Below are 21212 nucleotides of genomic sequence, written 5' to 3' on the forward strand. Positions count from 1 at the left end.
CGAATAATTTGTACCTTTGTCGCGGAGAGACAAAGATAGAACGGGGCCTGCAACAGGGCTTTGCTCATCGGGTTCTGTTTTTGTTGGCATAATTGCGAAATTAGGAAAAACTATGACAGATCGTACTTCCCCATTGATTCTCGGTTCCGAGCCTATCGGTAAACTGTTGGTACAGTATTCGGTGCCGGCTATTATCGCGATGACTGTTACATCGCTCTACAACATCATCGACAGTATCTTTATCGGCCATGGAGTAGGGGCGTTGGCTATCGCCGGTCTGGCCATTACCTTCCCGTTGATGAACCTGGTGGTTGCCTTTTGTACGCTGGTGGGTATAGGCGGTGCCACCATCAGCTCCATCTTCCTGGGGCAGGGCGACCAGGTGCGGGCTACCGAGGTAGTGCACAATGTGTTGTTCATGTGCATTGTCAATGCCATCTGCTTCGGTGGGTTGACCTTCCTGTTTCTCGATCCCATTCTGCTCTTCTTCGGTGCCAGTCACGACACGTTGCCCTACGCCCGCGACTTCATGCAGGTGATTCTGCTGGGTACCCCCATTACCTATGTCTTTATCGGTCTCAACAACGTGATGCGGGCCACGGGTTATCCCCGCAAGGCCATGCTCTCGTCGCTGCTTACGGTGGGGTGCAACGTGATATTGGCCCCTATCTTCATCTTCTCGCTGGGTTGGGGCATCCGGGGGGCTGCACTGGCCACGGTAGCTTCGCAAACGGTAGCCATGGTGTGGGTGCTGGTGCACTTTTCCAATAAAAACAGTTTCGTTCACTTCGACCGCCGTTATGCCCGGCTGAAGGCCCGGGTGGTAGGCAAGATTTTCTCGATAGGCATGTCGCCCTTCCTGATGAACGTGTGTGCCTGCGTGGTGGTAATCTTCATCAACAACGCGTTGCAGCGTACGGGCGGCGACCTGGCCATCGGTGCCTACGGTATCGTGAACCGCACGCTCATGCTCTTTGTGATGATTGTGATGGGTATTACCCAGGGCATGCAGCCTATCGTGGGTTACAACTTCGGCGCCAAGCAGTACGACCGGGTGCGCAAGACGTTGCGCTACGGTATTGCGGCCGGCGTATTGGTCACGACGGTGGGGTTTGTGCTGAGCGAGCTTTTCCCTCATGCCATCGTGGCCCTCTTTACTACGAGCGAAGAGTTGGTAGACTTGTCGGTGGTGGGGTTGCGCATCTGTTGTGCGATGTTCCCCTTTGTGGGTTGTCAAATTGTGATTTCCAACTTCTTCCAGTCGATAGGGCGGGCGCCGGTGTCGATATTCCTCTCCCTGTCGCGGCAGTTGCTTTTCCTGCTGCCGTTGCTGCTGATATTGCCCGATTACTGGTCGACCAACGGGGTGTGGTGGAGCATGCCCATATCCGATTTCATTGCATTCGTGATAGCCGTCGTGGTGCTGATGATACACCAGCGGTCTATCCACAGAAAATATCAAAGTGTTCAATCTTAAAAGTAAGGAGCTATGAAAAAGAGATTAACCATTGCGCTGGTTGCGCATGATAACCGCAAAGCCGATATGGTGGAGTGGGTGAAACACAATGCCGAGTTGCTGTCGCACCATCATCTGGTGTGTACGGGTACGACGGGACATTTGGTTAAGGAGGCTTTTGATGAGTTGCATATCCCGGCCGATGTGACCTGCATGAACTCGGGTCCGTTGGGTGGCGATGCGGAAATAGCCGCATTGGTGGTGCGCCATCAGGTCGACTTGGCCATCTTCCTTATCGACGATCTCAACCCGCAACCGCACGAGGCCGATATACAGATGCTGTTGCGTCAGTGTCGGGTGCACAATGTGCCTATTGCCTGCAACCGGTACAGCGCCGATTTGATGATTACGAGCACGCTGTGGGACGATGATACTTATGTACCCAGCGAACCGAAATACATCTATTTCAAACGATAAGAGGTTCTTTGGATATATACGTCAAGCGGGCACGGCCGTTCTCCAGTGAGACGGTGCCGTGCCCGCTTCGTGTATGTGTAGGTGGTTATCCCTCGATTTCGCTCAGTTCGAGCCAGCGCAGGGTCTTCTCGTCGAGCAGGTCGTTGACCTCGGGCAGCCGTTTCGATTTTTCGGTCAGCTCGTCTACCCCGAGGGTGCCGCTGCAGAGGGCGGTCTCGATGCTCTTCTTCTCTTCCTCGAGTGTGGCAATCTCTGTTTCGAGTTGCTCGAGCTCCTTCTTCTCCTTGAACGAGAGCCGCCGCTTGCCGTTCTCGGCAGAGGTCCGTTTTTCGGGGGCCGCCTTTTTGCTCTCCTGGCGGGTGCGTTCGGCCTGTTCGTTGCGGGCCTTCTGCTCCTGGGCTTCGCGCCATTCGCGGTAGTCGGTATAGTTGCCGGGAAAATCCTTTAGTACGCCATTTCCCCGGAATACCAGCAGGTGGTCGACCACCTTGTCCATGAAATAGCGGTCGTGCGAGACGACAATCACACACCCCTTGAAGTTGCGCAGATAGTCTTCGAGCACGTTGAGGGTGACGATGTCGAGGTCGTTGGTGGGCTCGTCGAGCACCAGAAAGTTGGGGTTGCTGATGAGTACCGTGCAGAGGTAGAGTCGCCGCCGCTCGCCGCCGCTCAGTTTGTAGATGTAGTTGTGCTGGGTCTCGGGGGTGAAGAGGAAGTGTTGCAGGAACTGCGAGGCCGAGAGCTTGCGGCCGTCGCCCAGTGAAATCTCCTCGGCGATGTCGCGCACGGCGTCGATTACCTTCATCTGGTCGTTGAACTGCATGCCCTCCTGGCTGTAATAGCCGAACTTGACCGTCTCGCCGATGTCGAACCGCCCGCGGTCGGGCTTCACCTCGCCGATGAGCATCTTGATAAAGGTCGACTTGCCCGTACCGTTATTGCCCACGATACCCATCTTTTCGTAACGGGTGAAGGTGTAGTCGAAGTCCTCGATAATCTTCAGGTCGCCGAAGCTCTTGGTGATACCCTTGGCCTCGAAAATCTTGGAGCCGATGTACGACGATTTCACCTCGAGCCGCACCTGCCCGGCGGCTTTTTCGCGGCGGGCCTTCTCCTGCAGGTCGGCAAAGGCGTCGATGCGGTATTTGGCTTTGGTGCCCCGGGCCTGAGGCTGCCGGCGTATCCACTCCAGTTCGGTACGCATGAGGTTGCGGGCGCGGTCTATCTCGGCATTGTGTATCTCGATGCGCTCCTCGCGCTTTTCGAGGTAGTAGCTGTAATTGCCCTTGTAGCTGTACAGGGTGTGGTCGTCGATTTCGACAATCTGGTTGCACACCCGGTCGAGGAAATAACGGTCGTGAGTGACCATGAGCAGTGTGGTGTTGGAGCGTCGCAGAAACTCCTCGAGCCACTCGGTCATATCGATGTCGAGGTGGTTGGTAGGCTCGTCGAGAATCAGCAGGTCGGGTTCGGTAATAAGCACGTTGGCCAGCGCCAGGCGCTTCAACTGCCCGCCCGAAAGTTCCCGTATCGGTTGGTCGAAGTGGGTAATCTTGAGTTGCGAGAGTATCTGTTTGGCCCGTTGTTCATAGTCCCAGGCCTTGGCATGCTCCATGCGGTCGAGCAGCTCTTGCAGCCGGTCGGGGTCGTTGGCCTGCAGGGCCCGTTCGTAGTCGGCGATGAGGCGCACCGTTTCGTTATCGGATTGGAAGCAGGCTTCGATGACTGTCAGCTCGGGAGCGTACGAGGGCGACTGTTCCAGATAGCCTACCCGCAATCCGTTGCGGCAGGTGATTTGCCCGTTGTCGTAATCCTCCTTCCCGGCCAGTATATTGAGCAGAGTGGTTTTGCCCGCTCCGTTTTTGGCAATGAGTCCCACGCGGTCGCCCTCGCCGATACCCAACGATATGTTTTCGAACAAGATGCGGTCGCCAAACGATTTGGTAAGATTCTCTATCTGTAAGTAACTGATCATAGTCTGATGTTAAACGGACTCAAATTTACGACAAAAGTAGCGATTGGGCAAATGACTCTGTCGGTCGGTGGTGAAAAAGGGGAGGGTGGGGCATGGTCTCGTGTGTTTGGGTTGTGCGGTATGTTTGGTAAAATCGTCATGGAATCCATTCTGTCATTGAGTCTGAAGATAAAAACCGAATGAAAAATCTTTTTTTTGCAAAAAAAATAACGATAAAAATAGTTGCAATTAAGAATAAAGTCCTATCTTTGCAAAGTTTGATTGTGCTCAGTGACGCAATCGTCGTGAGTGCTACCAATCTTGTTATCCTATCTATCTACCTGAAACACAAAAAAAACACACACAACGCCGACATTATCCGTTATTGCAAGACTGTTAAGCATTTGGTCGGAAGTGCAAGGTCTTGCGGGAAATCCTTCTCGCCTTTATCTTTTTTCATGGGAACAGTAAAAATCAGCGGGGAAATAGACAAAAGAATATTTTTCCGTTCACTACCAGACTCTCATAAGAATAATAAATGGATAGTTTTAAGTTTCTCCTCTATGTCGCATCGGCAATAGAGGAGAGGTGCCACGCCGCGAGGGGGTGAAAAAAGGAATGAAAAAGGAGGCTGACAGGGAATACATTAAAACTCCTCCCCCTGTGTTCTCCGTAAGGAGAATATAGGGGAGGTGTCACGCAGTGACGGAGGGGTTGAATACACTCATATAAAAACTTTATTTCCACTTTTTCAACCCCTCTCCTCGGGGCTATCCCCTCGGTTTCTCCCCTATATCACTGTCGTGCCACAGGGGAGAAATGAAGATAGTTCTCCTGCCCTTTGGATTGCCGGTAGTAGTGGATAGATTCCTCTTCCTCTGCTTGGCGATAGCCGAGAAAGGGGAGGTGTCACGTAGTGACGGAGGGGTTGAAAATCTCTCGGTCACAGTATCTCTCAACCCCCTCGCCTACGGCACTCCCCCTATATTCCCCTTGCGGGAAACACAGGGGGAGAGTTTAAATGTAACTTCTTGGCATTTACAGGAAGCGCAGAAGAGGCTCCCCCTCGCCTGCGGCGCTCCCCCTATATTCCCCTTGTGGAGAACACAGGGGGAGAGTTTAAATGTAACTCCTTGGCATTTGCAGGAAGCGCAGAAGAGGAAACCCTACGTCACTGCCTACGGCACTCCTCTATATTTTCTTGCAGAAAACACAGGGGGAGAGGTGAATTTTCCTTTACATCACCCGCACAGGAACTATTCCGGGTTAAATTTTTTTAATAATAATTTTGTCGTGTTTGCTTGTCGAAATGTAAAATATACTTTACATTTGTAGCGAGAGAGAAATCCATCTATTTACAAACCGAAATCAGTCATGCTTATGAAAAAGATTTTTCTGTTGCCCCACAGCTTTAAGAAAGTCGGTTGGGCTATTCTCATTCCCACCTTTATTATCGGGCTTATGATGTTTGTCGACGGTTGCAACGGTTTCCCCACCTATTTGCTGAAGGGGATAGACCCCGCCAGCGGGTTGTATCGGGTGTTGACATCGAATGTGATGATCGGTCTCCTCAACAACATAGCCATCATAGGCATCAGCGTGGGCAGTCTGTTTGTGGTCTGTTCGCGCGAGCCGATTGAGGACGAGCTCATCACTCAGGTGCGGCTCAACTCGTTGCTGGTTGCGCTTTATTTGAATACGGCCTTTGTGGTCGTGTCGGCTCTCTGTTTCTATGAACTCGACTATCTGTATGTCATGATCGGGAATATATTCACGGTCTTGCTGGTCTTTTTGGTTGTGTATGAGGTGAAGTTGTGGCGCCTTAAAAAATCGTTGAGCCATGAAGAATAGGATACGGGCCGAACGGGCCGAGCTTCGCATGACCCAGCAGGCACTGGCCGAAGCTACCGGTGTGAGCCGGCAGACCATCAATGCCATCGAGACGGGGCGGTTTGTCCCCTCGACCATCTTGGCTTTGAAGATTGCCCAGGTATTCCAGAAACCGGTCGAGCAGATTTTCCAGCTGGAACCGGGCGACTGAACGGCGGGGGAATACCCCGAGAGATTGAATTTGAATAAACGGCAAAAGGCTGCTGCCTCGCGAGGGGCAACAGCCTTTTTATGCAGTGTGGGGCAGAGTGGGGAGCCCCGGTTGTTATGACCGTCTGTCGCTTTTTACAGCGGGTCGTATCCGGCCTCGGCAATCAGGGCCTTGTCGTCGTTGACGCCCGACCCCAGAGTGGTGAGCATGTCGCCCATGAGCAGACCGTTGAGTCCGGCCAGCAGGGCCTGTTTCTGAGTGTCGTGCGAGAGGCGTGCCCGGCCACCGGCAAAGCGGATGAAGGCGCGGGGCAGCACGAAGCGGAAGATGGCGATGGTCACCAGTATGTCTTCGTCACTGATGGGGGCCGTGTGTTCGAGCGGGGTTCCCGGTATGGGGCTGAGGATATTCATGGGTACGGAGCAGACGCCCAGCTCCTTCAGTTCGAAGGCCAGCTCGATGCGTTGCTGCAGAGTCTCGCCCATGCCGATGATACCGCCCGAGCAGATTTCGAGCCCCACCTCCTGGGCTGCGCGGATGGTCTCCTTTTTCTGTTCCGAGGTGTGCGTGGTGCAGAGTTCGGGGAAGTAGGACGAGGCGGTCTCGAGGTTGCAGTGGTAGCGCTTCACGCCGGCCTCTTTCAGCTTTTGCAGCTCCTCCCGCTTGAGCAGACCCATCGAGGCACACAGCTGCAGGTGGGTTTCGCGACCCATGCGGCGGTACAGGTTGCAGAAGTAGTCGAGGTCGGAGCCCTGCACGCTGCGGCCGCTGGTCACGAGCGAGAGCCGCTTGATGCCCTGCGACTCGTGGAGCCGGGCCATCGTCATGGCCTCCTCTTCGGGTATGGCGTCGTAGGTCTCGATGCGGGTGTTGTAGTGAGCCGACTGGGCACACCACTTGCAGTTTTCGGGGCAGTGACCCGAGCGGGCATTGATAATGGAGCAACTGTCGAGAGTGCGGTTGCAGAACTTCCGGCGGATTTCGTCGGCCGCGGCGTAGAGTTCGGTGCGGTCGGCATGCAGAGCCAGGTCGATGGCCTCGTCGGGAGTAATCTCCCCACCGGCCAATATGCGGTTTTTAATCTCTTGTAGCATGGTTTTTCGGTTTTATGTCCCGAACCATCGTCGGGTTTCGGGAGTACAAATGTAGATTTTTTTGTTGAACAATCGGAGTAAATGTCCTCGATAAAATGGACTGTGGAAAAATGTGAGAGACTTAGGCCTAAGTTAAATGTTTTGTTCTTAGGAAGATACGAGAAAGTGGTAAATTTTTTTGTACAATACTATTGCTATCTGCGAAAAAATATCTACTTTTGTGCCCGGGTAAGTCCTATACGGCCAGCTCCTTGTGAATCCCCCAGGGCTTGACCGCAGCAAGGGTAGCCGGTTGTAGCGGCGCGATGTAGATAGCTTACCCACCTGCCTCTTTAGCTCAGTTGGCCAGAGCACGTGATTTGTAATCTCGGGGTCGTTGGTTCGAATCCGACAAGAGGCTCAAAAGATAAGGCACCAGAAACGGGTGCCTTTTTCTTTTATAGGGTATTTTTTAAGGTAGAGTATACGATGGAGGCTATAATCACACAGATGATTATCCTGTTCATTCTGGTAATCGTCGGTTATGCTTTGAGCAAGATGAATATGATGGATGCGGATTTTGACCGCAAGTTGTCCAACTTGGTAATCAATGTCACTTGTCCCTGTCTGATACTCTCGTCGGTGATGGGCGACACGCTTCCCGACAAGACCCTGATTCTGCCTCTGCTCGTTGTCGGTTTTGCCACCTATATTCTCTTGATTGGGGCGGCGTTTCTGTTGCCGCACTATATGCCGGTCAAGCCTATGGAACGGGGCATATACAGTTTCATGCTGGCCTTTGGCAATGTGGGTTTCATCGGGTACCCCATCGTGGCCTCGATTTTTGGTCCCAGTGCCGTATTTTATGCCTGTATACTCAATTTCCCCAGTACGTTGCTGATTTTTGTTTTCGGAACCCTTTTCATCTCGGGCGACCAGGGAAAGATGCGCTTCGACTGGAGTACGCTGTACAGTCCGGCCATGATTGCGTCGTATCTTTCGATTCTGATAGTGGTGACCGGCTGGATTCCTTCGTGGGTCATTACCACACCTTGTCTTCTGTTGGGCAATATCACGGTCCCGGCTGCGCTGCTCATTATCGGTTCGTCGATTGCGCAAGTCCCCATCCGCCGGATGTTCGGCAACCCCTCGATTTATCTGATGTCGGCTTTGCGTCTGATGTTGATACCGTTGCTCATCCTGTGCCTCTCGCGTGTATTCCGTGTCGATGAAACCATAGCCGACATCAATGTGGTACTGTCGGCTATGCCTGTAGCCTCGTATGGCACGCTGTTCTGCATCAAATACAAGCGGGGCGAGGTGATTATGGCCGAAGGCACCTTCATCACCACGCTGCTCTCGGTGGTGAGCATTCCGCTGCTGACGATGTTTCTGTAACCAAACTTTACGCCCGCCGGTTTGTTGAAGAGATAAACTCTTTAACAACAAGCAAAGATGAAAAGAATCGTCTATTATCTGCTCCCGGTACTGGTGTGTCTGGGGGTAGGATTTGCGGGCAGTCTGTTTCAGGCCCGGTCGATGGTCGAGTGGTATCCGTGGCTCGACAAGTCGGTGCTTACCCCTCCCGGTGTGGCCTTTCCCATAGCCTGGACGTTGCTGTATGTGTGTATGGGCGTCTCGTTGGGACGCTTGATCGATCGGGCCCGCGACCGCATGCTCTTCACGATATGGGGTGTGCAGTTGGTGCTCAACTTCTTGTGGAGTCTCTGTTTCTTTACCTTCAGGTATCCGTTGCTGGGGCTGGTCGATATTCTGCTGCTCGATGTGCTCGCGCTAATCTATATCGTGGGGGCCTATCCGCGCGACAAGGCGGCATCGTGGCTCTTTGTCCCCTATTTTTTGTGGCTCTTGTTTGCGACTTATCTCAACGGGTATATATATTTGTATAACTAAACAGACAGAGCTATGGAGATTGTACATGATGTACCGAAATGTCTTTTCGAGACTACGGTCGACGGCGTCAGAGCCTATGTGTCGTATGTGATTACCGACGGTTGCCTCGATATAGAGCACACCATCGTTCCCCCCGAGATTGGAGGCAGAGGCATTGCTGCTGTCCTGGTAAAGGCAGCGTATGACTATGCCCTGTCGCAAAACCTCACACCGCGGGCCTCGTGCGAGTATGCCGCCATGTGGCTGAAGCGTAACCCCTTGTATCTGAACCGATAGCTCTGCCCGTCAACAGAATCCTATGGTGTGGCGGGGAGGCACTCCGTCGATGTCGAAGCAAGCCACGTCGACAGGCAGAACGGTGGCCCGGGCCGGAGCCTCGTGCATGTTGCTGAGTCGAAGGTAGGTATTCTGTATGATGGTGCGCGATATGATTTTCATCGTGCGGGCGTTGGCATAGCACGAGCGGCGATCGGCTGCCAGATGCTTGATGTAGCGTCGCATGACGGCCTCGGCCTCCGGGTCGATGGCAAATTCCTTGTCGGAGAGCATCTGCTTCAGAATCTCGAACAGTTCGTCCTGGGTGTAATCCTCGAAGATGAGGGTGTGGTCGACCTCGGGAGCTCCGTTGTCAATCAGTTGCTCTACAAGCTCTTGGCGGGGTGCCCGATTTTCGGCAATGATGAGGGCGTGGGCACCGGGCAGGGTCGAGGTATACTCGGCCAGTTTGATGCGCAACTGTTCGCTGTCGAAGGTGTTGGCGGCATTTTTGAATTTGGGAGAGTCGCCGTCGATGAATAGCAGCCCCTGTTGCGATCGTTTCATGGCCTCTTGCAGCACTTCGTCGACCTTGTAGTCGGGCACGTTGTAGAGCTGTTCGCCCTTGATTTCGGTAAAATTGCCGTTGTCGAGGATATTCATCGCTTTCAGCAAATCGGTCATAATCTGGGCCACGGTACTCTTTCCGGTGCCGGTATTGCCGGCAAAACTCCATTTGAGCGGAATCTCTCCGAAGAAGTTCTTTCCGTTCCGGTGCAACAGCCGCGCTACCGTAACAAAGTTGTGAATGGCAGCCTTGACCTGAGTGAGCCCGATCATGCGGTCGAGCCGGGCCAGAGCCTCGTCGATGGCCGTTTCGTCGAACGGTTCGGTGACGACGAGCGATTTCTCGTCGACATGTTTGGGTATATCGTCTCGCTCGATGGTGATGAGTGCCTGCCGGTTGTCGCCGGGAGAATCGTAAATTCCGCTTTTGTTGAGCCGGGTAGCCATGGCCGGCAAAATCTCCGACTGGATAATCCGATTGACGAAACGGGCATTGCCGAAGTGGCGGTCGCGTTTCTTGCTTTCGGCTTTGATGAGCTGGGAGAGGGCTTCGCGAGCTTCGTCGGTGAGGGTGTATCCCTCGCGGCGTATGGTGAGCTCGGCAATCTCGAGCAGCTCTTTGGGCGAATAATCTTCGAAATGGAAGGTGAAGGGGAATCGCGATTTCAGGCCGGGATTCGATTCCATCAACTGCTCCATCTCGGCCGGATAGCCGGCCAGAATGACGATGGTGCCGAAGTTGCTGTCCGAGAGTTTGGGCAGCAGCGTTTCGATTACCCGGTTACCATAGTCTCGCCGGTCGCCATCCTTGTCGTTGGTGTAGAGGCTGTAAGCCTCGTCGATGAAGAGCACGCCGCCCTTGGCCGCTTCGATGGCCGCCTCGGTCTTCTGCTCGGTGTCGCCAATCCATTTTCCTACCAGTTTGCTGCGGTTGGTGCAGACGACATGCCCCTTCTCGAGCAGCCCCATCTTGTGGAATATCTCGCCCATAAAGTCGGCCACGGTCGTTTTGCCGGTACCCGGGTTCCCGGTAAAAATCATGTGCAGGGGCGGGATGGTCGCTTTCAGTCCCGCCTTTTTGCGGGCGGTCAGCAGCTTCACGTAGTTGATGTGGTCGGCTATACTCTGCTTGAGCGAGCGGAGGCCGACCATCTCTTGGAGGGCATCCATTGCATCGCGTTCTCCCGGTTTGGATTCCGACGCCTCTTTGATATTGCCCACAGGGGGGCGGGTCTGTATGGTGTAGAGGTTGTATTCGCCGGTCTGCTCCTTGCCTATATGCAGAGGGGCATCGATGATTTTGTCGCCGAAAGCCCAAATCTCCACGGTATAGTCGCCCGGTTCGTACTGGTCGAAGTCGACCGACTCTTGCATGATGTAGAGCAGGTTGTTTTCGTTGTCGGGCTGACTGGTAAAGAACCCGGTCGTATAGTAGGTGGTGATGCCCGTGGAGTTCTTGATTTTCAGTTCATACTCGTAGGAGGCGGGTTCCTTGTCCTTCCCTATGCAACACAGCCCTATGGTGTAGCTTTCGTCCTCTTTCGGGGCGATGCCGATGTAGTTGGCAGGGGGTGTACTCTCCGGGTCGACTATCTCGCTTGGTTTGAAAACCAGGTAGTTGTTTATCTCGAAAACTTCGTCGTATTGGTGGGGCAGATTTACAAACGAGAGCGACAACTCCTCTTCGCAGGTGGGCGAAAAGGCTCTGATTTTCCACTCTCCGGTAGGGTCTTCGTTCAGTTCTACGGAGAATCGAGAGAGGAGCGGGGTATCCAATTCGGTCCAGAAGGTGCACGACAGGTGGTTCTTGGCATAGGTTCTTCCCTCGGGCGAGAGCAGCTCGAACGTGATGGTGTCGTCCCACCTGATTTCCTCGTCATCGTCGTAGTTGATGGCAACGACGTTGGTCGAGATATTTATCACTTTCACCCGGTCTATGGCATATTGGGTACGTTGCGTTTCGAACGAAACGGGGGTGTCCAGCGAGTCGCATATCTGTGCATGCAACGGGCTGACGTGAGTCTCCTTTCCCTTTTTGGGATCCCAATCGAAGTCGAAAAAATCGTCCAATGCCGACTCTATGGGTTCTTTGTCTTCATCTCCCTTGAATACGATAGTCTCTTTCTGGTGAGGGGTATCCGAGGTAGTCCTCTTCTTTTTCATGGTATCGAGTACAGTAATAATATTCTTATCACGAAGATAGGAATTTATTACCGAAGCGACAAATAAAAAGGGTAGAGATTACTCCTTGCCGAAGTCGAACATTTTGCTGCGGGCCAGCATGCAGGCTCCCACGACACCCGCCTTCTCCTGCAGTTTGGAGAGGACGATGGCCGAGTCTTTGTTGACCAGGTTGAGCGAGTATTTGCGTACTGCGCTTTTGATGGGTTGCAATATGTAGTCGCCGGTCTGGGCGAGTACGCCTCCGATAACCACGAGCTCGGGGTTGAGCAGGTTGATGAGCCCGGCCAGGTACCGGCCCAGTTTCTGACCTATCTCTTCGGTGAGCTCGATGCACAGCAGGTCTTCCCGGTTGGTTGCCTCGACAATGTCGGGCAGAGTGAGCGACGCCTCGTCGTGCTCGATTCGTTCGGAGAGAATCGACTGTTTGCCTTCGTGCACGCAGTGCAGCAACTCCCGATACAGCGCTTCGCCCGAGACTTCGGTCTCGAGGCATCCCCGTTTGCCACAGTGGCACAGCCGTTCGTTGTCGAAGACTCCGAAGTGGCCGAACTCGCCGCTGAATCCCGATTTGCCTTTGTACAGCTTGCCGTCGAATACGAGTCCGCTGCCCAGTCCCCAACTGAGGTTGATGAAGATGATGTCTTTCTCACCTTTGACTACCCCTTTGACCATCTCGCCATAAGTCATGGCTCGGGTATCGTTGTCGATGCTTACGGCCACACCTACTCGTTCGGTCATAATCTCGGCCAGGGGACGCTCCTCGAAATTGAATTGCGAGAAGCTGTATCCCGACTCGGGATTGACCCGGCCCGAGATGTTGATGCCAATGTTGAGTATCTTTTTCTGGTCTATGTTGATGGCTTGCAAAAAGTCGCGTATATGGTCGCATAGGAGTTCGAGTCCTTCGGGGGTATTCTCCAACTGACATTTCACATCCATGCGGGTTTCGATAATTCCGCCGATGAGGTTCATCAGCGCAAAGTTGATAGAGAACTTTTTGATGTCGACACCGATGAAATAACCCGAATCGGGGTTCAGTCCGTAGAGCGTAGGAGGACGCCCCTCGGCAGTCTCCATCTTGCCGTAGCTGATGATGTAGCCGTCGTCGAGCATATCGGAGACAAACTTGGTAGCCGTGGGTACGCTTATGTTCAACTCCTTGGCCAGGTCGGGCAGGGTAGACGACTGGTTATAAAGATAGTATCCTATGATTTTTTTCTTCATGGCGGCACTGCGGGTGCCTTTTTCGATTTCGGAGAGCAGGTTCATGGTTTCAACAAAGGGATTATCATTTATGCAAATGTAGGATTTAAATCTTAAGTAACTAAACTTTTTTTAGGAATAAGTGGCAAAAATTGATGCTTAAGTGTATATTTGGGAAAATATAAGATACGGCCGACAGGGTCGAAGGGTGGGAGGATGGAGTTTCCGGTTGTTCCTTTCCTTTGATTATAGATGAGAGTAATCGGTCGAAAATTTGGCTTGTTTATGAAAACGATACAATGTGGAGTAGTGCTGGGATTGTGGCTCGTATTGGCGAGCTGCGGCGGCTCGACTGGCGGCAGTCGTGAATCTGTAGGTTTGCCTGACTATCCTGTGCCGGGAGGCGTTTCGGCCCCCTTTGCCGGGATGGTGGGCAACTATATGGTGGTAGGTGGCGGCTGCAATTTCCCCGATGTGCCGGCAGCCGATGGGGGTGTGAAACGGTTTTACAGCAGCCTCTATGCCTTGGATATGGCTCGGCCCGACAGCGGTTGGCGGGTGTTGCCCGATTTGCCTCAGGCATTGGCCTACGGGGCCGCGGCCGAGACCGACGAGGGGTTGGTATGCGTAGGTGGTATGGATGCCGACTCGGCGGTGACGCGGGCTTTCCTCATCGAGTCACAACCGGGGCCCGATAGCGTGGCCGCGTGGGGCTTTCGTGATTTGCCGTCGTTGCCTGTGGCTATCGACAACGGAGCTGCCGCATCGGTCGACGGGGTAGTCTATGTAACGGGCGGAAACCAGTCCGATGGCGGTCGTGCCCTCTATGCCCTCGACCTGAAGAGTCGGGTCTGGACCCGGCTTCCCGACTATCCGGCTCCGAATCGGGTGCAACCCGTTCTGCTGGCTGCGGGCGGCAAGCTCTATCTGGCCGGAGGTTTCAGTTACGACCCGTCGACGCGCACCTGTACGATTCCTGCCGATATGGTGCCCTACGATGTGGCGACCCGGCAGTGGGGCAATCCTGTGCCTTTCCCTGTCGCGCCCGACGGTGGACGGTATGCCATCTCGGGAGGGAGCGGGGCTGTTGTCGGTAATTGCCTGCTGTTGACGGGAGGTGTAGATTATAAAATATTTAAAGAAGCCATGGAAGGCAGGGCTCCCGCCGACTACATGAAGAAACCAATTGAATGGTATCGATTTAATAACGAGGTGCTTATCTATAATACGACCCGTGGCGACTGGTCGGTCTCGCCCTCAGTCGAGGGGCTGAACCGAGCCGGAGGGGTGCTGTTGCTTGACGATTCGCTCTTGATAATGGTATGTGGCGAGGTGAAACCTGGTGTAAGGAGTTCACAAATAGGCGCTTTTGAGTGGCGCGATACCGATGGCGCTACGTCTGTCGTACTGGCGGGAAAGGTATACTCCTCTGAGCAGAAGGAGCAAATTTGAAATGAAAGATATTTTTTCTTCGTTCTACTTGTTTTAATAAATATAAAATCCTAAATTTGCCAGTAGTTAATAAAATAATTTACTAATAAAAGATATGGAAAAGATAGTAGGATTGATCGATGCTCCGTTTACGCCGTTTGACGAACAAGGAGAGGTGAATTTAGAGCCCATCGAGGCTTATGCCCGCATGTTGGTGAAGAACGGCCTGAAAGGTGTATTTATCAACGGTTCGTCGGGCGAAGGCTACATGCTCACCGAAGAGGAGCGCATGCGACTGGCCGAAGAGTGGGTGAGAGTCGCCCCCGCCGGATTCAAGGTGATTGTACATGTAGGCAGTTGCTGTGTGAAAGAGAGTAAACGGTTGGCCGAGCATGCCCAGAAACTTGGGGCTTGGGGTATTGGAGCCATGGCGCCTCCCTTCCCGAAAATCGGTCGCATCGAAGAGTTGGTGAAATATTGCGAGGAGATTGCTGCCGGAGCACCTCAACTTCCCTTCTACTATTACCACATACCGGCCTTTAACGGTGCTTATCTGCCCATGACCTCGTTTCTCGAGGCCGTTGACGGCCGCATTCCCAACTTCGCCGGTATCAAATATACCTACGAAAGTATCTACGAATACAACCAGTGCCGCCTCTACAAAAACGGCAAATACGACATGCTGCACGGGCAGGACGAAACCATACTCCCCTCGCTGGCTATGGGCGGCGCACAGGGCGGTATAGGCGGTACGACCAACTACAACGGCATCAATCTGGTAGGAATTATCGACGCCTGGAACGCCGGCGACATCGAGAAAGCCCGCGAGCTCCAGAACTTTGCACAGGACGTCATCAACGTGATTTGTCACTACCGGGGCAACATCGTGGCCGGTAAGCGCATTATGAAACTGATCGGGCTCGACCTGGGCAAGAACCGCACGCCGTTCCAGAATATGACCGACGAAGAAGAGGCTCGCATGAAGGCCGAACTGGAGGCTATCGGATTCTTCGAGCGTTGCAACAAGTTTTGATAGGAGGCGATGACAATGGATACTCGAATTTATCTGAGCTATTGGGCCGAGCGGTATAAAAACGACATGTTGAACAACATCATGCCGTTCTGGCTCAAGTATGGCCTCGACCGGAAAAACGGCGGGGTGTACACTTGTGTCGACCGCGACGGCAGCCTCATCGACACCACCAAGTCGGTGTGGTTTCAAGGTCGCTTTGCCTTTACGTGCAGTTATGCCTACAATCATATAGAGAAACGCCAGGAGTGGCTCGATGCCGCCAAGAGTACGCTCGACTTTATCGAGGCCCACTGTTTCGACAGCGACGGCCGCATGTACTTCGAGGTGGCCGCCGACGGTACTCCGTTGCGGAAACGCCGCTACGTCTTCAGCGAAAGTTTCGCCGCCATAGCCATGGCCGAGTATGCCCTGGCTACCGGTAACCGGGAGTATGCCGAGAAGGCTCTCGCCCTCTTCAAGGCCATGCGCCGTTTCCTTTCGACTCCCGGCATACTCGAGCCCAAATACCTGCCCACGGTCGAGGCGCAAGGGCACTCTATCACGATGATTATGATCAACGTGGCTTCGCGCATCAAGAAGGTAATCGACGATCCCGAACTCGACGAGCAGATTGCCACCTCGCTTTATGCGCTGGAGCACTACTTCATGCACCCCGAGTTCAAGGCTCTGCTCGAGACGGTAGGTCCCCGTGGCGAATTTATCGATACCATCAACGGCCGGGTAATCAATCCCGGGCACTGCATCGAGACCTCGTGGTTCCTGCTCGACGTGGCAGCCGACCGGGGTGGCGACGAGGCAATCGCCCGTCTGGCCCTCACCATACTCGAATGGTCGTGGGAGTGGGGTTGGGACAAGCAGTTCGGCGGTATCATCAACTTCCGCGACTGCAAGAACTATCCGCCGCAAGATTACTCGCAGGACATGAAGTTCTGGTGGCCCCAGACCGAGGCTATCATCGCCACGCTCTATGCCTACAAGGTGACCGGCGATGAAAAATATTTGAAGTTACACACGCAGATAAGCGACTGGACATACGCCCATTTCCCCGACGCGCTGTATGGTGAGTGGTTTGGATACCTGCATCGCGATGGCAGTGTGGCCCAGCCCGCTAAGGGGAATCTCTTCAAAGGCCCGTTCCATATCCCCCGCATGATGACCAAGGGGTATGAACTGTGCCAGGAAATGCTGAATAGATAATTGAGCACGACCGGGAGCACAAGAGGGGACTACTTGTCCTTCCCGGTCGTAGCTTTTTTTTAATAGTTTGTTTATAAATCTTTATCGTGAAGACCTCAAAAATTTATCCTTGGATTGTTGTTGCTCTTTTGTGGGGTGTCGCTCTGCTCAACTATATGGACCGGCAGATGCTGAGTACCATGAAAGATGCCATGCAGGTCGATATTGTCGAGCTGCAGTCGGCCACCAACTTCGGTTGGCTTATGGCCATCTTCCTCTATATTTACGGATTCATGAGCCCCGTGTCGGGCATTATCGCCGACCGGCTGAACCGCAAATGGCTCATTGTGGGCAGCCTGTTCGTGTGGTCGGCAGTGACCTACCTCATGGGTATTGCCACTACCTTCAATCAGATTTTCTGGCTTCGGGCCCTCATGGGGGTGAGCGAGGCTCTCTATATTCCGGCGGGGCTTTCGCTCATAGCCGATTATCACACGGGTAAATCGCGCTCGCTGGCAGTGGGCATTCACATGACGGGTCTCTATACCGGCCAGGCTATCGGCGGTTTCGGTGCTACGGTGGCCGCAGCCTATTCGTGGCACACGACTTTCCACTGGTTCGGTATCATCGGCATCGCCTATGCCGTGGTGTTGACTCTCTTTCTGCGGGATAAAAAGCCCGATGTGAATCTGGAGAAGCCGGTGCCCGAGACGGCAGCACCGGCCAAAGAACCGGTGTGGGTGAGTCTGAAGTCGCTCTTCAGCAGCGTCGCCTTTTGGGTGATTCTGCTCTATTTCGCCGCTCCCAGTCTCCCGGGATGGGCTACCAAGAACTGGCTGCCCACGCTCTTCGAGGAGAATCTCGATATGCCCATGTCGCAGGCCGGTCCGCTCTCGACCATCACCATAGCCGTGTCGTCGTTTCTGGGTGTCATTATCGGTGGAACACTCTCCGACCGCTGGGTACAGAAGAATCTGCGGGGTCGGGTCTACACCGGAGCCATCGGTTTGGGCCTCACCATACCGTCGCTGCTCCTGCTGGGCTATGGCCACAGCATCGTGGCCGTGGTGGGCGCCGGACTCCTCTTCGGCATCGGGTATGGCATGTTCGATACCAACAACATGCCCATCCTCTGCCAGTTCGTCTCGGCCAAGCAGAAGGCCACGGCCTACGGTATTATGAATATGGTGGGCGTTTTTGCCGGAGCCTTCATTACCAGCCTGCTGGGCCGATGGACCGACGGCGGTAACCTGGGTAGCGGCTTTGCCATGCTGGCCATTGTGGTAGCCGTGGCACTGGCCTTGCAGCTCTACTTCCTCCGGCCCAAGACCGACAACATGGAGTAGCCGGTCTCGAAACTTGAAACTCAAATTAAAACAAAAAGCTATGATACTTACCAATTTACAGAATACCGCCCGTATCGAGGCGCTTCATCCGCGGTTCAAGATGCTGTTCGACTACGTCAAGAGCCACGACATCCTGCACACACCGTGCGGCCGCATCGAACTCGACGGCGACAACCTCTTCATCAACAACGTCAACCCCGAGTGCATGCCGGCCGAAAAGCAGGTGCTGGAGGTACACCGCGACTACATCGATGTGCAGATTCTGCTCGAGGGTCGTGAAACCATGGGGTGGAAGGCGCTCGAAGATGTGATCGACGAGGTGAAACCCTACGACCCCGAGGGCGATTGCGCACTCTATGCCGACCGCCCCACCTCGTGGCTGCACCTCGTGCCCGGACAGGTGGCCGTCTTCTTTCCCGAAGATGCTCATGCCCCGGTTATCGGCGAGGGTAAGATTCGCAAGATGATTGCCAAGGTGAAGATAGAGAAGTAACGGGAAAAATTCTGTCGATGATAATCTAATGAACGCTAAGGAAAATTCCCGAATTTCGTTTAACCATCAGGCTGCCGTTTACGATACGACTCGATATGGAGCCCATGCGAGGAGACTGTATCGCTCGATATTGGAACGAGTAGTCTCGTTACAGGGAATAAGTAGTTTGTTGGATGTAGGGTGTGGAACTGGAGAGATGCTCTATTTAATTCGCTCCAGATGTCCGGCCATGAATTTGTATGGTATTGATATATCGGAAAAGATGCTCGATACAGCCCGTTCGAATTTGGGAGAAAAGGCCAGCTTGTTTTGGGGCGATGCTGAATATCTTCCATTTGATGATGGCGTTTTTGACCTGTTGATATGCAACGATTCATTTCATCACTATCCTGCTCCGGCAAAAGCCCTTTCGGAGTTCCGTCGGGTGCTGAGGCCTGAAGGCCGTCTGTTGATAAGCGACTATCACGTCGGTTTCCCATTGAGGCAGTTGATGAACCTGTTTATTCGCTTTGGACGTGATGGAGACGTTCGCATATATTCCAGAAAAGAGATTGTTCATCTGTTGAGCGAAGCTTCGTTTGGAGACATATCGTACGAATCGGTCCATACTACGGGTTGTATTGTTATGGGGAGGAAGACGGAATAGTGAGTTTTACATGCTTGCCCATTGTGCAACGTTACATGCTTGAAATAATGCCGGACAATGATCTATATTTCGAAACCTTGCGGCTGGTGCTTCGCCGTTGGAGCGAATCCGATGCTCCGTCGCTCTATCGCTATGCCAGCGATCCGGAGGTGGGGCCTGTGGCCGGATGGCCTCCTCATACTTCGGTGGAGAACAGTCAGGAGATTATCCGTAGTGTGCTCTCGGCTCCAGAGACCTATGCCGTAGTGCTTAAGACGACAGGTGAGCCGGTGGGGAGTGTGGGCATCATGTTTGGCGATGGAGTGCACAGTGCCGCCATGGAGGCTGCTGATGCCGAAATCGGCTACTGGATAGGTCGCCCCTATTGGGGACAAGGACTTATCCCCGAGGCTGTATGCTTTCTGTTGCGCCGCTGTTTCGCAACCCTGGGGATACGGCGGGTGTGGTGTGGCTATTACGAGGGTAATGTGAAATCGAGCCGGGTGATGGAGAAGTGTGGGTTTACTTACCACCATACCGAGACGGGAAAAGTCTCTCCGTTGGGCGATGTGCGTACTGAACATTTTATGCTAATCACTTCGGACGAGTGGAATAGACGGATAGAATAAAAATAGACAGTTATGACCGAATTGCGTCAGATACCCAATGTAGGGAAACGGACCGAGCAAGACCTCTTGGCCATGGGATATACCTCGATAGAGTCGTTGCGCGGGAAGAGCGGAGAGGAGTTGTATGTCGAGGAGTGCCGCTTGCGAGGTTGCACCATCGACCGTTGTCAGCTTTATCTCTACCGGGCCGTATCTTATTTTGTCAATACCGAGCACCCTGATAGGAGCAAATGCAAATGGTGGCTGTGGAAAGATGAGGTGGCCAACTCTTCGCCCTGTGGTGCGGTATGTGCCGAGTGTGGCAATTATCCGGCATCGTGCCGGGGATGCCGGGTTATCGAGGGACAGGTCTTTTGGTTGTCGTATACCGGCGACGACGAGTGCCCCGTCTATCGCTGTTGCCGGGAGCAGGGGCGGACAAATTGTGGTGGTTGTCCCGAATTGCCTTGCCGACGTTTCACCAAAGATCCCACGATTAGTGACGAAGAGAACGAAGCCCACCTGAAGTGCATGGTCGAACGGTTGCACAGAACGGTACGGAACGACCGGCCGGTTTCGAAATAGCATTTGTTTTGAGAGAGGTAGTTATATAAAGGAGACGGCCCCGACGCACGATTGGCGTCGGGGCCGCTTGTTTAGGATTATAGTTGAAATTTAGAATATCTCGGTGACGATGCGGATGTCGCTGCGATCGGCAAATTGCAGGGTGAACCAGATTTTGCCCTCGCTGTTCACCTTTTCGATGGTGGCGGTGCAGCTCTCGTATTGCACCGGGTCGTTGCGGCTTTCGCGGGTAGCGATGATGGCGTTGTTCAGCGTGCCCTTCTGGGTGAAGTCGCCCTCGGCCGAGAAGCGCAGCAGTTTACCCGTCTCGGGGTAGAGGAAGGCATAGGAGCAGGTGGTGGCGCTGGCTGCCGAGCCGGTGATGTCGAGGCCCGGTTCGCAGCTCACCTGCAGGCCGGCGGTCTTTTCGGTCTCGAGAGAGGCGCCCGTCCACGACTCCACGCGAGGGGTGGAGTCGATGGTGAAGCCTATCTGGTAGGCATTGGCCGTGATGGTAAAGGTGTAGTTGCGGCTTTCGCCCGAGTCGAGTACCACCGTGAGCAGGGCCTTGCCCTCCTTGAGTGCGGTGACCGTGAGCACATTGCCCGACCGGGTGTAGTCGATAATGGGGTTGTCGGTCGTCAGGGTATAGGTGGTCGACTTGGGCAGTTTGAAGGCTACCGACTCATCTACCCGCAGGTTGAACGCGGTTTGTTGACTCTCTTCTTTCTCCTCCTTGCAGCCGCAGAGCAGCGACAGGGCTATCAGGGAGGCTACGATATAACGGATATATTGCTCTATTTTCATAATCG

At 53.7% G+C, this 21212-nt stretch carries 21 protein-coding genes and 1 tRNA gene; 17 read left to right on the forward strand and 5 right to left on the reverse strand.

Annotated elements, in window-relative coordinates; genetic code table 11:
- The first annotated feature begins 112 nt into the window (after positions 1–112).
- Both Q1K76_RS05090 and Q1K76_RS05095 read left to right on the forward strand, forming a co-directional pair.
- Positions 113–1477 carry an MATE family efflux transporter gene (locus tag Q1K76_RS05090; protein ID WP_300131543.1) on the forward strand — a complete coding sequence of 455 codons (1365 nt, stop codon included), beginning with the start codon at positions 113–115 and terminating at the stop codon, positions 1475–1477.
- Between the two features lie 12 nt (positions 1478–1489).
- Positions 1490–1933 carry a methylglyoxal synthase gene (locus Q1K76_RS05095; RefSeq protein ID WP_300131546.1) on the forward strand — a complete coding sequence of 148 codons (444 nt, stop codon included), beginning with the start codon at positions 1490–1492 and terminating at the stop codon, positions 1931–1933.
- A gap of 85 nt (positions 1934–2018) precedes the next feature.
- Here Q1K76_RS05095 and Q1K76_RS05100 read toward each other — a convergent pair whose 3' ends face one another.
- A complete protein-coding gene (locus Q1K76_RS05100) occupies positions 2019–3908 on the reverse strand; it encodes an ABC-F family ATP-binding cassette domain-containing protein (protein ID WP_300131548.1) in 1890 nt (629 codons plus the stop codon).
- 798 nt (positions 3909–4706) lie between these two features.
- On the opposite strand from Q1K76_RS05100, the gene Q1K76_RS05105 reads away from it, so the two are divergent.
- The 3 genes from Q1K76_RS05105 to Q1K76_RS05115 are packed head-to-tail and all read left to right on the forward strand — an operon-like array spanning position 4707 to position 5928.
- Complete coding sequence (locus Q1K76_RS05105) at positions 4707–5222, forward strand: hypothetical protein (protein WP_300131550.1); 516 nt, start codon at positions 4707–4709, stop codon at positions 5220–5222.
- A 45-nt stretch (positions 5223–5267) separates the two neighbouring features.
- Positions 5268–5738 (forward strand): hypothetical protein, encoded by a 471-nt coding sequence (locus Q1K76_RS05110; protein ID WP_087408531.1) that lies wholly within the window; start codon positions 5268–5270, stop codon positions 5736–5738.
- Positions 5728–5928 (forward strand): helix-turn-helix transcriptional regulator, encoded by a 201-nt coding sequence (locus Q1K76_RS05115; RefSeq protein ID WP_087408530.1) that lies wholly within the window; start codon positions 5728–5730, stop codon positions 5926–5928. Before Q1K76_RS05110 ends, Q1K76_RS05115 begins: the two co-directional genes overlap by 11 nt.
- A gap of 134 nt (positions 5929–6062) precedes the next feature.
- Here Q1K76_RS05115 and bioB read toward each other — a convergent pair whose 3' ends face one another.
- Complete coding sequence (gene bioB / locus Q1K76_RS05120) at positions 6063–7022, reverse strand: biotin synthase BioB (protein ID WP_300131555.1); 960 nt, start codon at positions 7020–7022, stop codon at positions 6063–6065.
- A gap of 326 nt (positions 7023–7348) precedes the next feature.
- Between bioB and Q1K76_RS05125 the strand changes: the two genes are divergently transcribed.
- The 4 genes from Q1K76_RS05125 to Q1K76_RS05140 all read left to right on the forward strand — a co-directional run bounded on the left by Q1K76_RS05125 (position 7349) and on the right by Q1K76_RS05140 (position 9191).
- Positions 7349–7422 (forward strand) — tRNA-Thr (locus Q1K76_RS05125).
- A gap of 68 nt (positions 7423–7490) precedes the next feature.
- Positions 7491–8399, forward strand: a complete 909-nt coding sequence (locus Q1K76_RS05130; RefSeq protein WP_300131557.1) for an AEC family transporter — start codon at positions 7491–7493, stop codon at positions 8397–8399.
- Between the two features lie 57 nt (positions 8400–8456).
- Positions 8457–8915 (forward strand): TspO/MBR family protein, encoded by a 459-nt coding sequence (locus Q1K76_RS05135; RefSeq protein WP_258327386.1) that lies wholly within the window; start codon positions 8457–8459, stop codon positions 8913–8915.
- A gap of 12 nt (positions 8916–8927) precedes the next feature.
- Entirely contained in the window at positions 8928–9191 is a 264-nt protein-coding gene (locus tag Q1K76_RS05140; RefSeq protein ID WP_300131559.1) for a GNAT family N-acetyltransferase, read from the forward strand.
- 9 nt (positions 9192–9200) lie between these two features.
- On the opposite strand, the gene Q1K76_RS05145 is transcribed toward Q1K76_RS05140, so the two are convergent.
- Together Q1K76_RS05145 and Q1K76_RS05150 are read right to left on the reverse strand one after the other, a co-directional pair.
- Complete coding sequence (locus Q1K76_RS05145) at positions 9201–11900, reverse strand: AAA family ATPase (RefSeq protein WP_300131562.1); 2700 nt, start codon at positions 11898–11900, stop codon at positions 9201–9203.
- Between the two features lie 78 nt (positions 11901–11978).
- Positions 11979–13190 (reverse strand): ROK family transcriptional regulator, encoded by a 1212-nt coding sequence (locus Q1K76_RS05150; protein WP_258327389.1) that lies wholly within the window; start codon positions 13188–13190, stop codon positions 11979–11981.
- Positions 13191–13409: 219 nt separating this feature from the next.
- Between Q1K76_RS05150 and Q1K76_RS05155 the strand changes: the two genes are divergently transcribed.
- From Q1K76_RS05155 to Q1K76_RS05190, 8 genes are all read left to right on the forward strand, one after another.
- Positions 13410–14576 carry a cyclically-permuted mutarotase family protein gene (locus Q1K76_RS05155; protein WP_300131564.1) on the forward strand — a complete coding sequence of 389 codons (1167 nt, stop codon included), beginning with the start codon at positions 13410–13412 and terminating at the stop codon, positions 14574–14576.
- 94 nt (positions 14577–14670) lie between these two features.
- Positions 14671–15588: a dihydrodipicolinate synthase family protein gene (locus Q1K76_RS05160; RefSeq protein ID WP_258327390.1), complete on the forward strand. Its 918-nt coding sequence runs from the start codon at positions 14671–14673 to the stop codon at positions 15586–15588.
- 15 nt (positions 15589–15603) lie between these two features.
- On the forward strand, positions 15604–16785 hold the full coding sequence (locus Q1K76_RS05165; RefSeq protein ID WP_087409209.1) for an AGE family epimerase/isomerase: 1182 nt from the start codon (positions 15604–15606) through the stop codon (positions 16783–16785).
- A gap of 86 nt (positions 16786–16871) precedes the next feature.
- Entirely contained in the window at positions 16872–18110 is a 1239-nt protein-coding gene (locus Q1K76_RS05170; RefSeq protein ID WP_087409208.1) for an MFS transporter, read from the forward strand.
- Between the two features lie 40 nt (positions 18111–18150).
- Positions 18151–18603, forward strand: coding sequence for a YhcH/YjgK/YiaL family protein (locus Q1K76_RS05175; protein ID WP_087409207.1), 453 nt, complete (start codon positions 18151–18153; stop codon positions 18601–18603).
- Between the two features lie 28 nt (positions 18604–18631).
- A complete protein-coding gene (locus Q1K76_RS05180; protein ID WP_300131569.1) occupies positions 18632–19249 on the forward strand; it encodes a class I SAM-dependent methyltransferase in 618 nt (205 codons plus the stop codon).
- A 47-nt stretch (positions 19250–19296) separates the two neighbouring features.
- The gene (locus Q1K76_RS05185) at positions 19297–19857 is read left to right on the forward strand and encodes a GNAT family N-acetyltransferase (RefSeq protein ID WP_300131571.1); all 561 of its coding nucleotides are present in this window, start codon (positions 19297–19299) and stop codon (positions 19855–19857) included.
- Positions 19858–19869: 12 nt separating this feature from the next.
- The gene (locus tag Q1K76_RS05190; protein WP_300131572.1) at positions 19870–20421 is read left to right on the forward strand and encodes a helix-hairpin-helix domain-containing protein; all 552 of its coding nucleotides are present in this window, start codon (positions 19870–19872) and stop codon (positions 20419–20421) included.
- Positions 20422–20511: 90 nt separating this feature from the next.
- Here Q1K76_RS05190 and Q1K76_RS05195 read toward each other — a convergent pair whose 3' ends face one another.
- On the reverse strand, positions 20512–21207 hold the full coding sequence (locus Q1K76_RS05195; RefSeq protein ID WP_300131575.1) for a hypothetical protein: 696 nt from the start codon (positions 21205–21207) through the stop codon (positions 20512–20514).
- Between the last annotated feature and the right edge of the window lie 5 nt (positions 21208–21212).

Origin of the sequence: uncultured Barnesiella sp. (genome assembly GCF_946496565.1) — a bacterium.
In the GTDB taxonomy this organism is placed as follows: domain Bacteria; phylum Bacteroidota; class Bacteroidia; order Bacteroidales; family Barnesiellaceae; genus Barnesiella; species Barnesiella merdigallinarum.

What these genes read in the sequence shown, in the direction of transcription:
- Q1K76_RS05090 (WP_300131543.1), top strand. Translation starts at nt 113, where the DNA reads ATGACAGATCGTACTTCCCCATTGATTCTCGGTTCCGAGCCTATCGGT.
- Q1K76_RS05095 (WP_300131546.1), top strand. Translation starts at nt 1,490, where the DNA reads ATGAAAAAGAGATTAACCATTGCGCTGGTTGCGCATGATAACCGCAAA.
- Q1K76_RS05100 (WP_300131548.1), bottom strand. Translation starts at nt 3,908, where the DNA reads ATGATCAGTTACTTACAGATAGAGAATCTTACCAAATCGTTTGGCGAC.
- Q1K76_RS05105 (WP_300131550.1), top strand. Translation starts at nt 4,707, where the DNA reads ATGAAGATAGTTCTCCTGCCCTTTGGATTGCCGGTAGTAGTGGATAGA.
- Q1K76_RS05110 (WP_087408531.1), top strand. Translation starts at nt 5,268, where the DNA reads ATGAAAAAGATTTTTCTGTTGCCCCACAGCTTTAAGAAAGTCGGTTGG.
- Q1K76_RS05115 (WP_087408530.1), top strand. Translation starts at nt 5,728, where the DNA reads ATGAAGAATAGGATACGGGCCGAACGGGCCGAGCTTCGCATGACCCAG.
- bioB (WP_300131555.1), bottom strand. Translation starts at nt 7,022, where the DNA reads ATGCTACAAGAGATTAAAAACCGCATATTGGCCGGTGGGGAGATTACT.
- Q1K76_RS05130 (WP_300131557.1), top strand. Translation starts at nt 7,491, where the DNA reads ATGGAGGCTATAATCACACAGATGATTATCCTGTTCATTCTGGTAATC.
- Q1K76_RS05135 (WP_258327386.1), top strand. Translation starts at nt 8,457, where the DNA reads ATGAAAAGAATCGTCTATTATCTGCTCCCGGTACTGGTGTGTCTGGGG.
- Q1K76_RS05140 (WP_300131559.1), top strand. Translation starts at nt 8,928, where the DNA reads ATGGAGATTGTACATGATGTACCGAAATGTCTTTTCGAGACTACGGTC.
- Q1K76_RS05145 (WP_300131562.1), bottom strand. Translation starts at nt 11,900, where the DNA reads ATGAAAAAGAAGAGGACTACCTCGGATACCCCTCACCAGAAAGAGACT.
- Q1K76_RS05150 (WP_258327389.1), bottom strand. Translation starts at nt 13,190, where the DNA reads ATGAACCTGCTCTCCGAAATCGAAAAAGGCACCCGCAGTGCCGCCATG.
- Q1K76_RS05155 (WP_300131564.1), top strand. Translation starts at nt 13,410, where the DNA reads ATGAAAACGATACAATGTGGAGTAGTGCTGGGATTGTGGCTCGTATTG.
- Q1K76_RS05160 (WP_258327390.1), top strand. Translation starts at nt 14,671, where the DNA reads ATGGAAAAGATAGTAGGATTGATCGATGCTCCGTTTACGCCGTTTGAC.
- Q1K76_RS05165 (WP_087409209.1), top strand. Translation starts at nt 15,604, where the DNA reads ATGGATACTCGAATTTATCTGAGCTATTGGGCCGAGCGGTATAAAAAC.
- Q1K76_RS05175 (WP_087409207.1), top strand. Translation starts at nt 18,151, where the DNA reads ATGATACTTACCAATTTACAGAATACCGCCCGTATCGAGGCGCTTCAT.
- Q1K76_RS05180 (WP_300131569.1), top strand. Translation starts at nt 18,632, where the DNA reads ATGAACGCTAAGGAAAATTCCCGAATTTCGTTTAACCATCAGGCTGCC.
- Q1K76_RS05185 (WP_300131571.1), top strand. Translation starts at nt 19,297, where the DNA reads ATGCCGGACAATGATCTATATTTCGAAACCTTGCGGCTGGTGCTTCGC.
- Q1K76_RS05190 (WP_300131572.1), top strand. Translation starts at nt 19,870, where the DNA reads ATGACCGAATTGCGTCAGATACCCAATGTAGGGAAACGGACCGAGCAA.
- Q1K76_RS05195 (WP_300131575.1), bottom strand. Translation starts at nt 21,207, where the DNA reads ATGAAAATAGAGCAATATATCCGTTATATCGTAGCCTCCCTGATAGCC.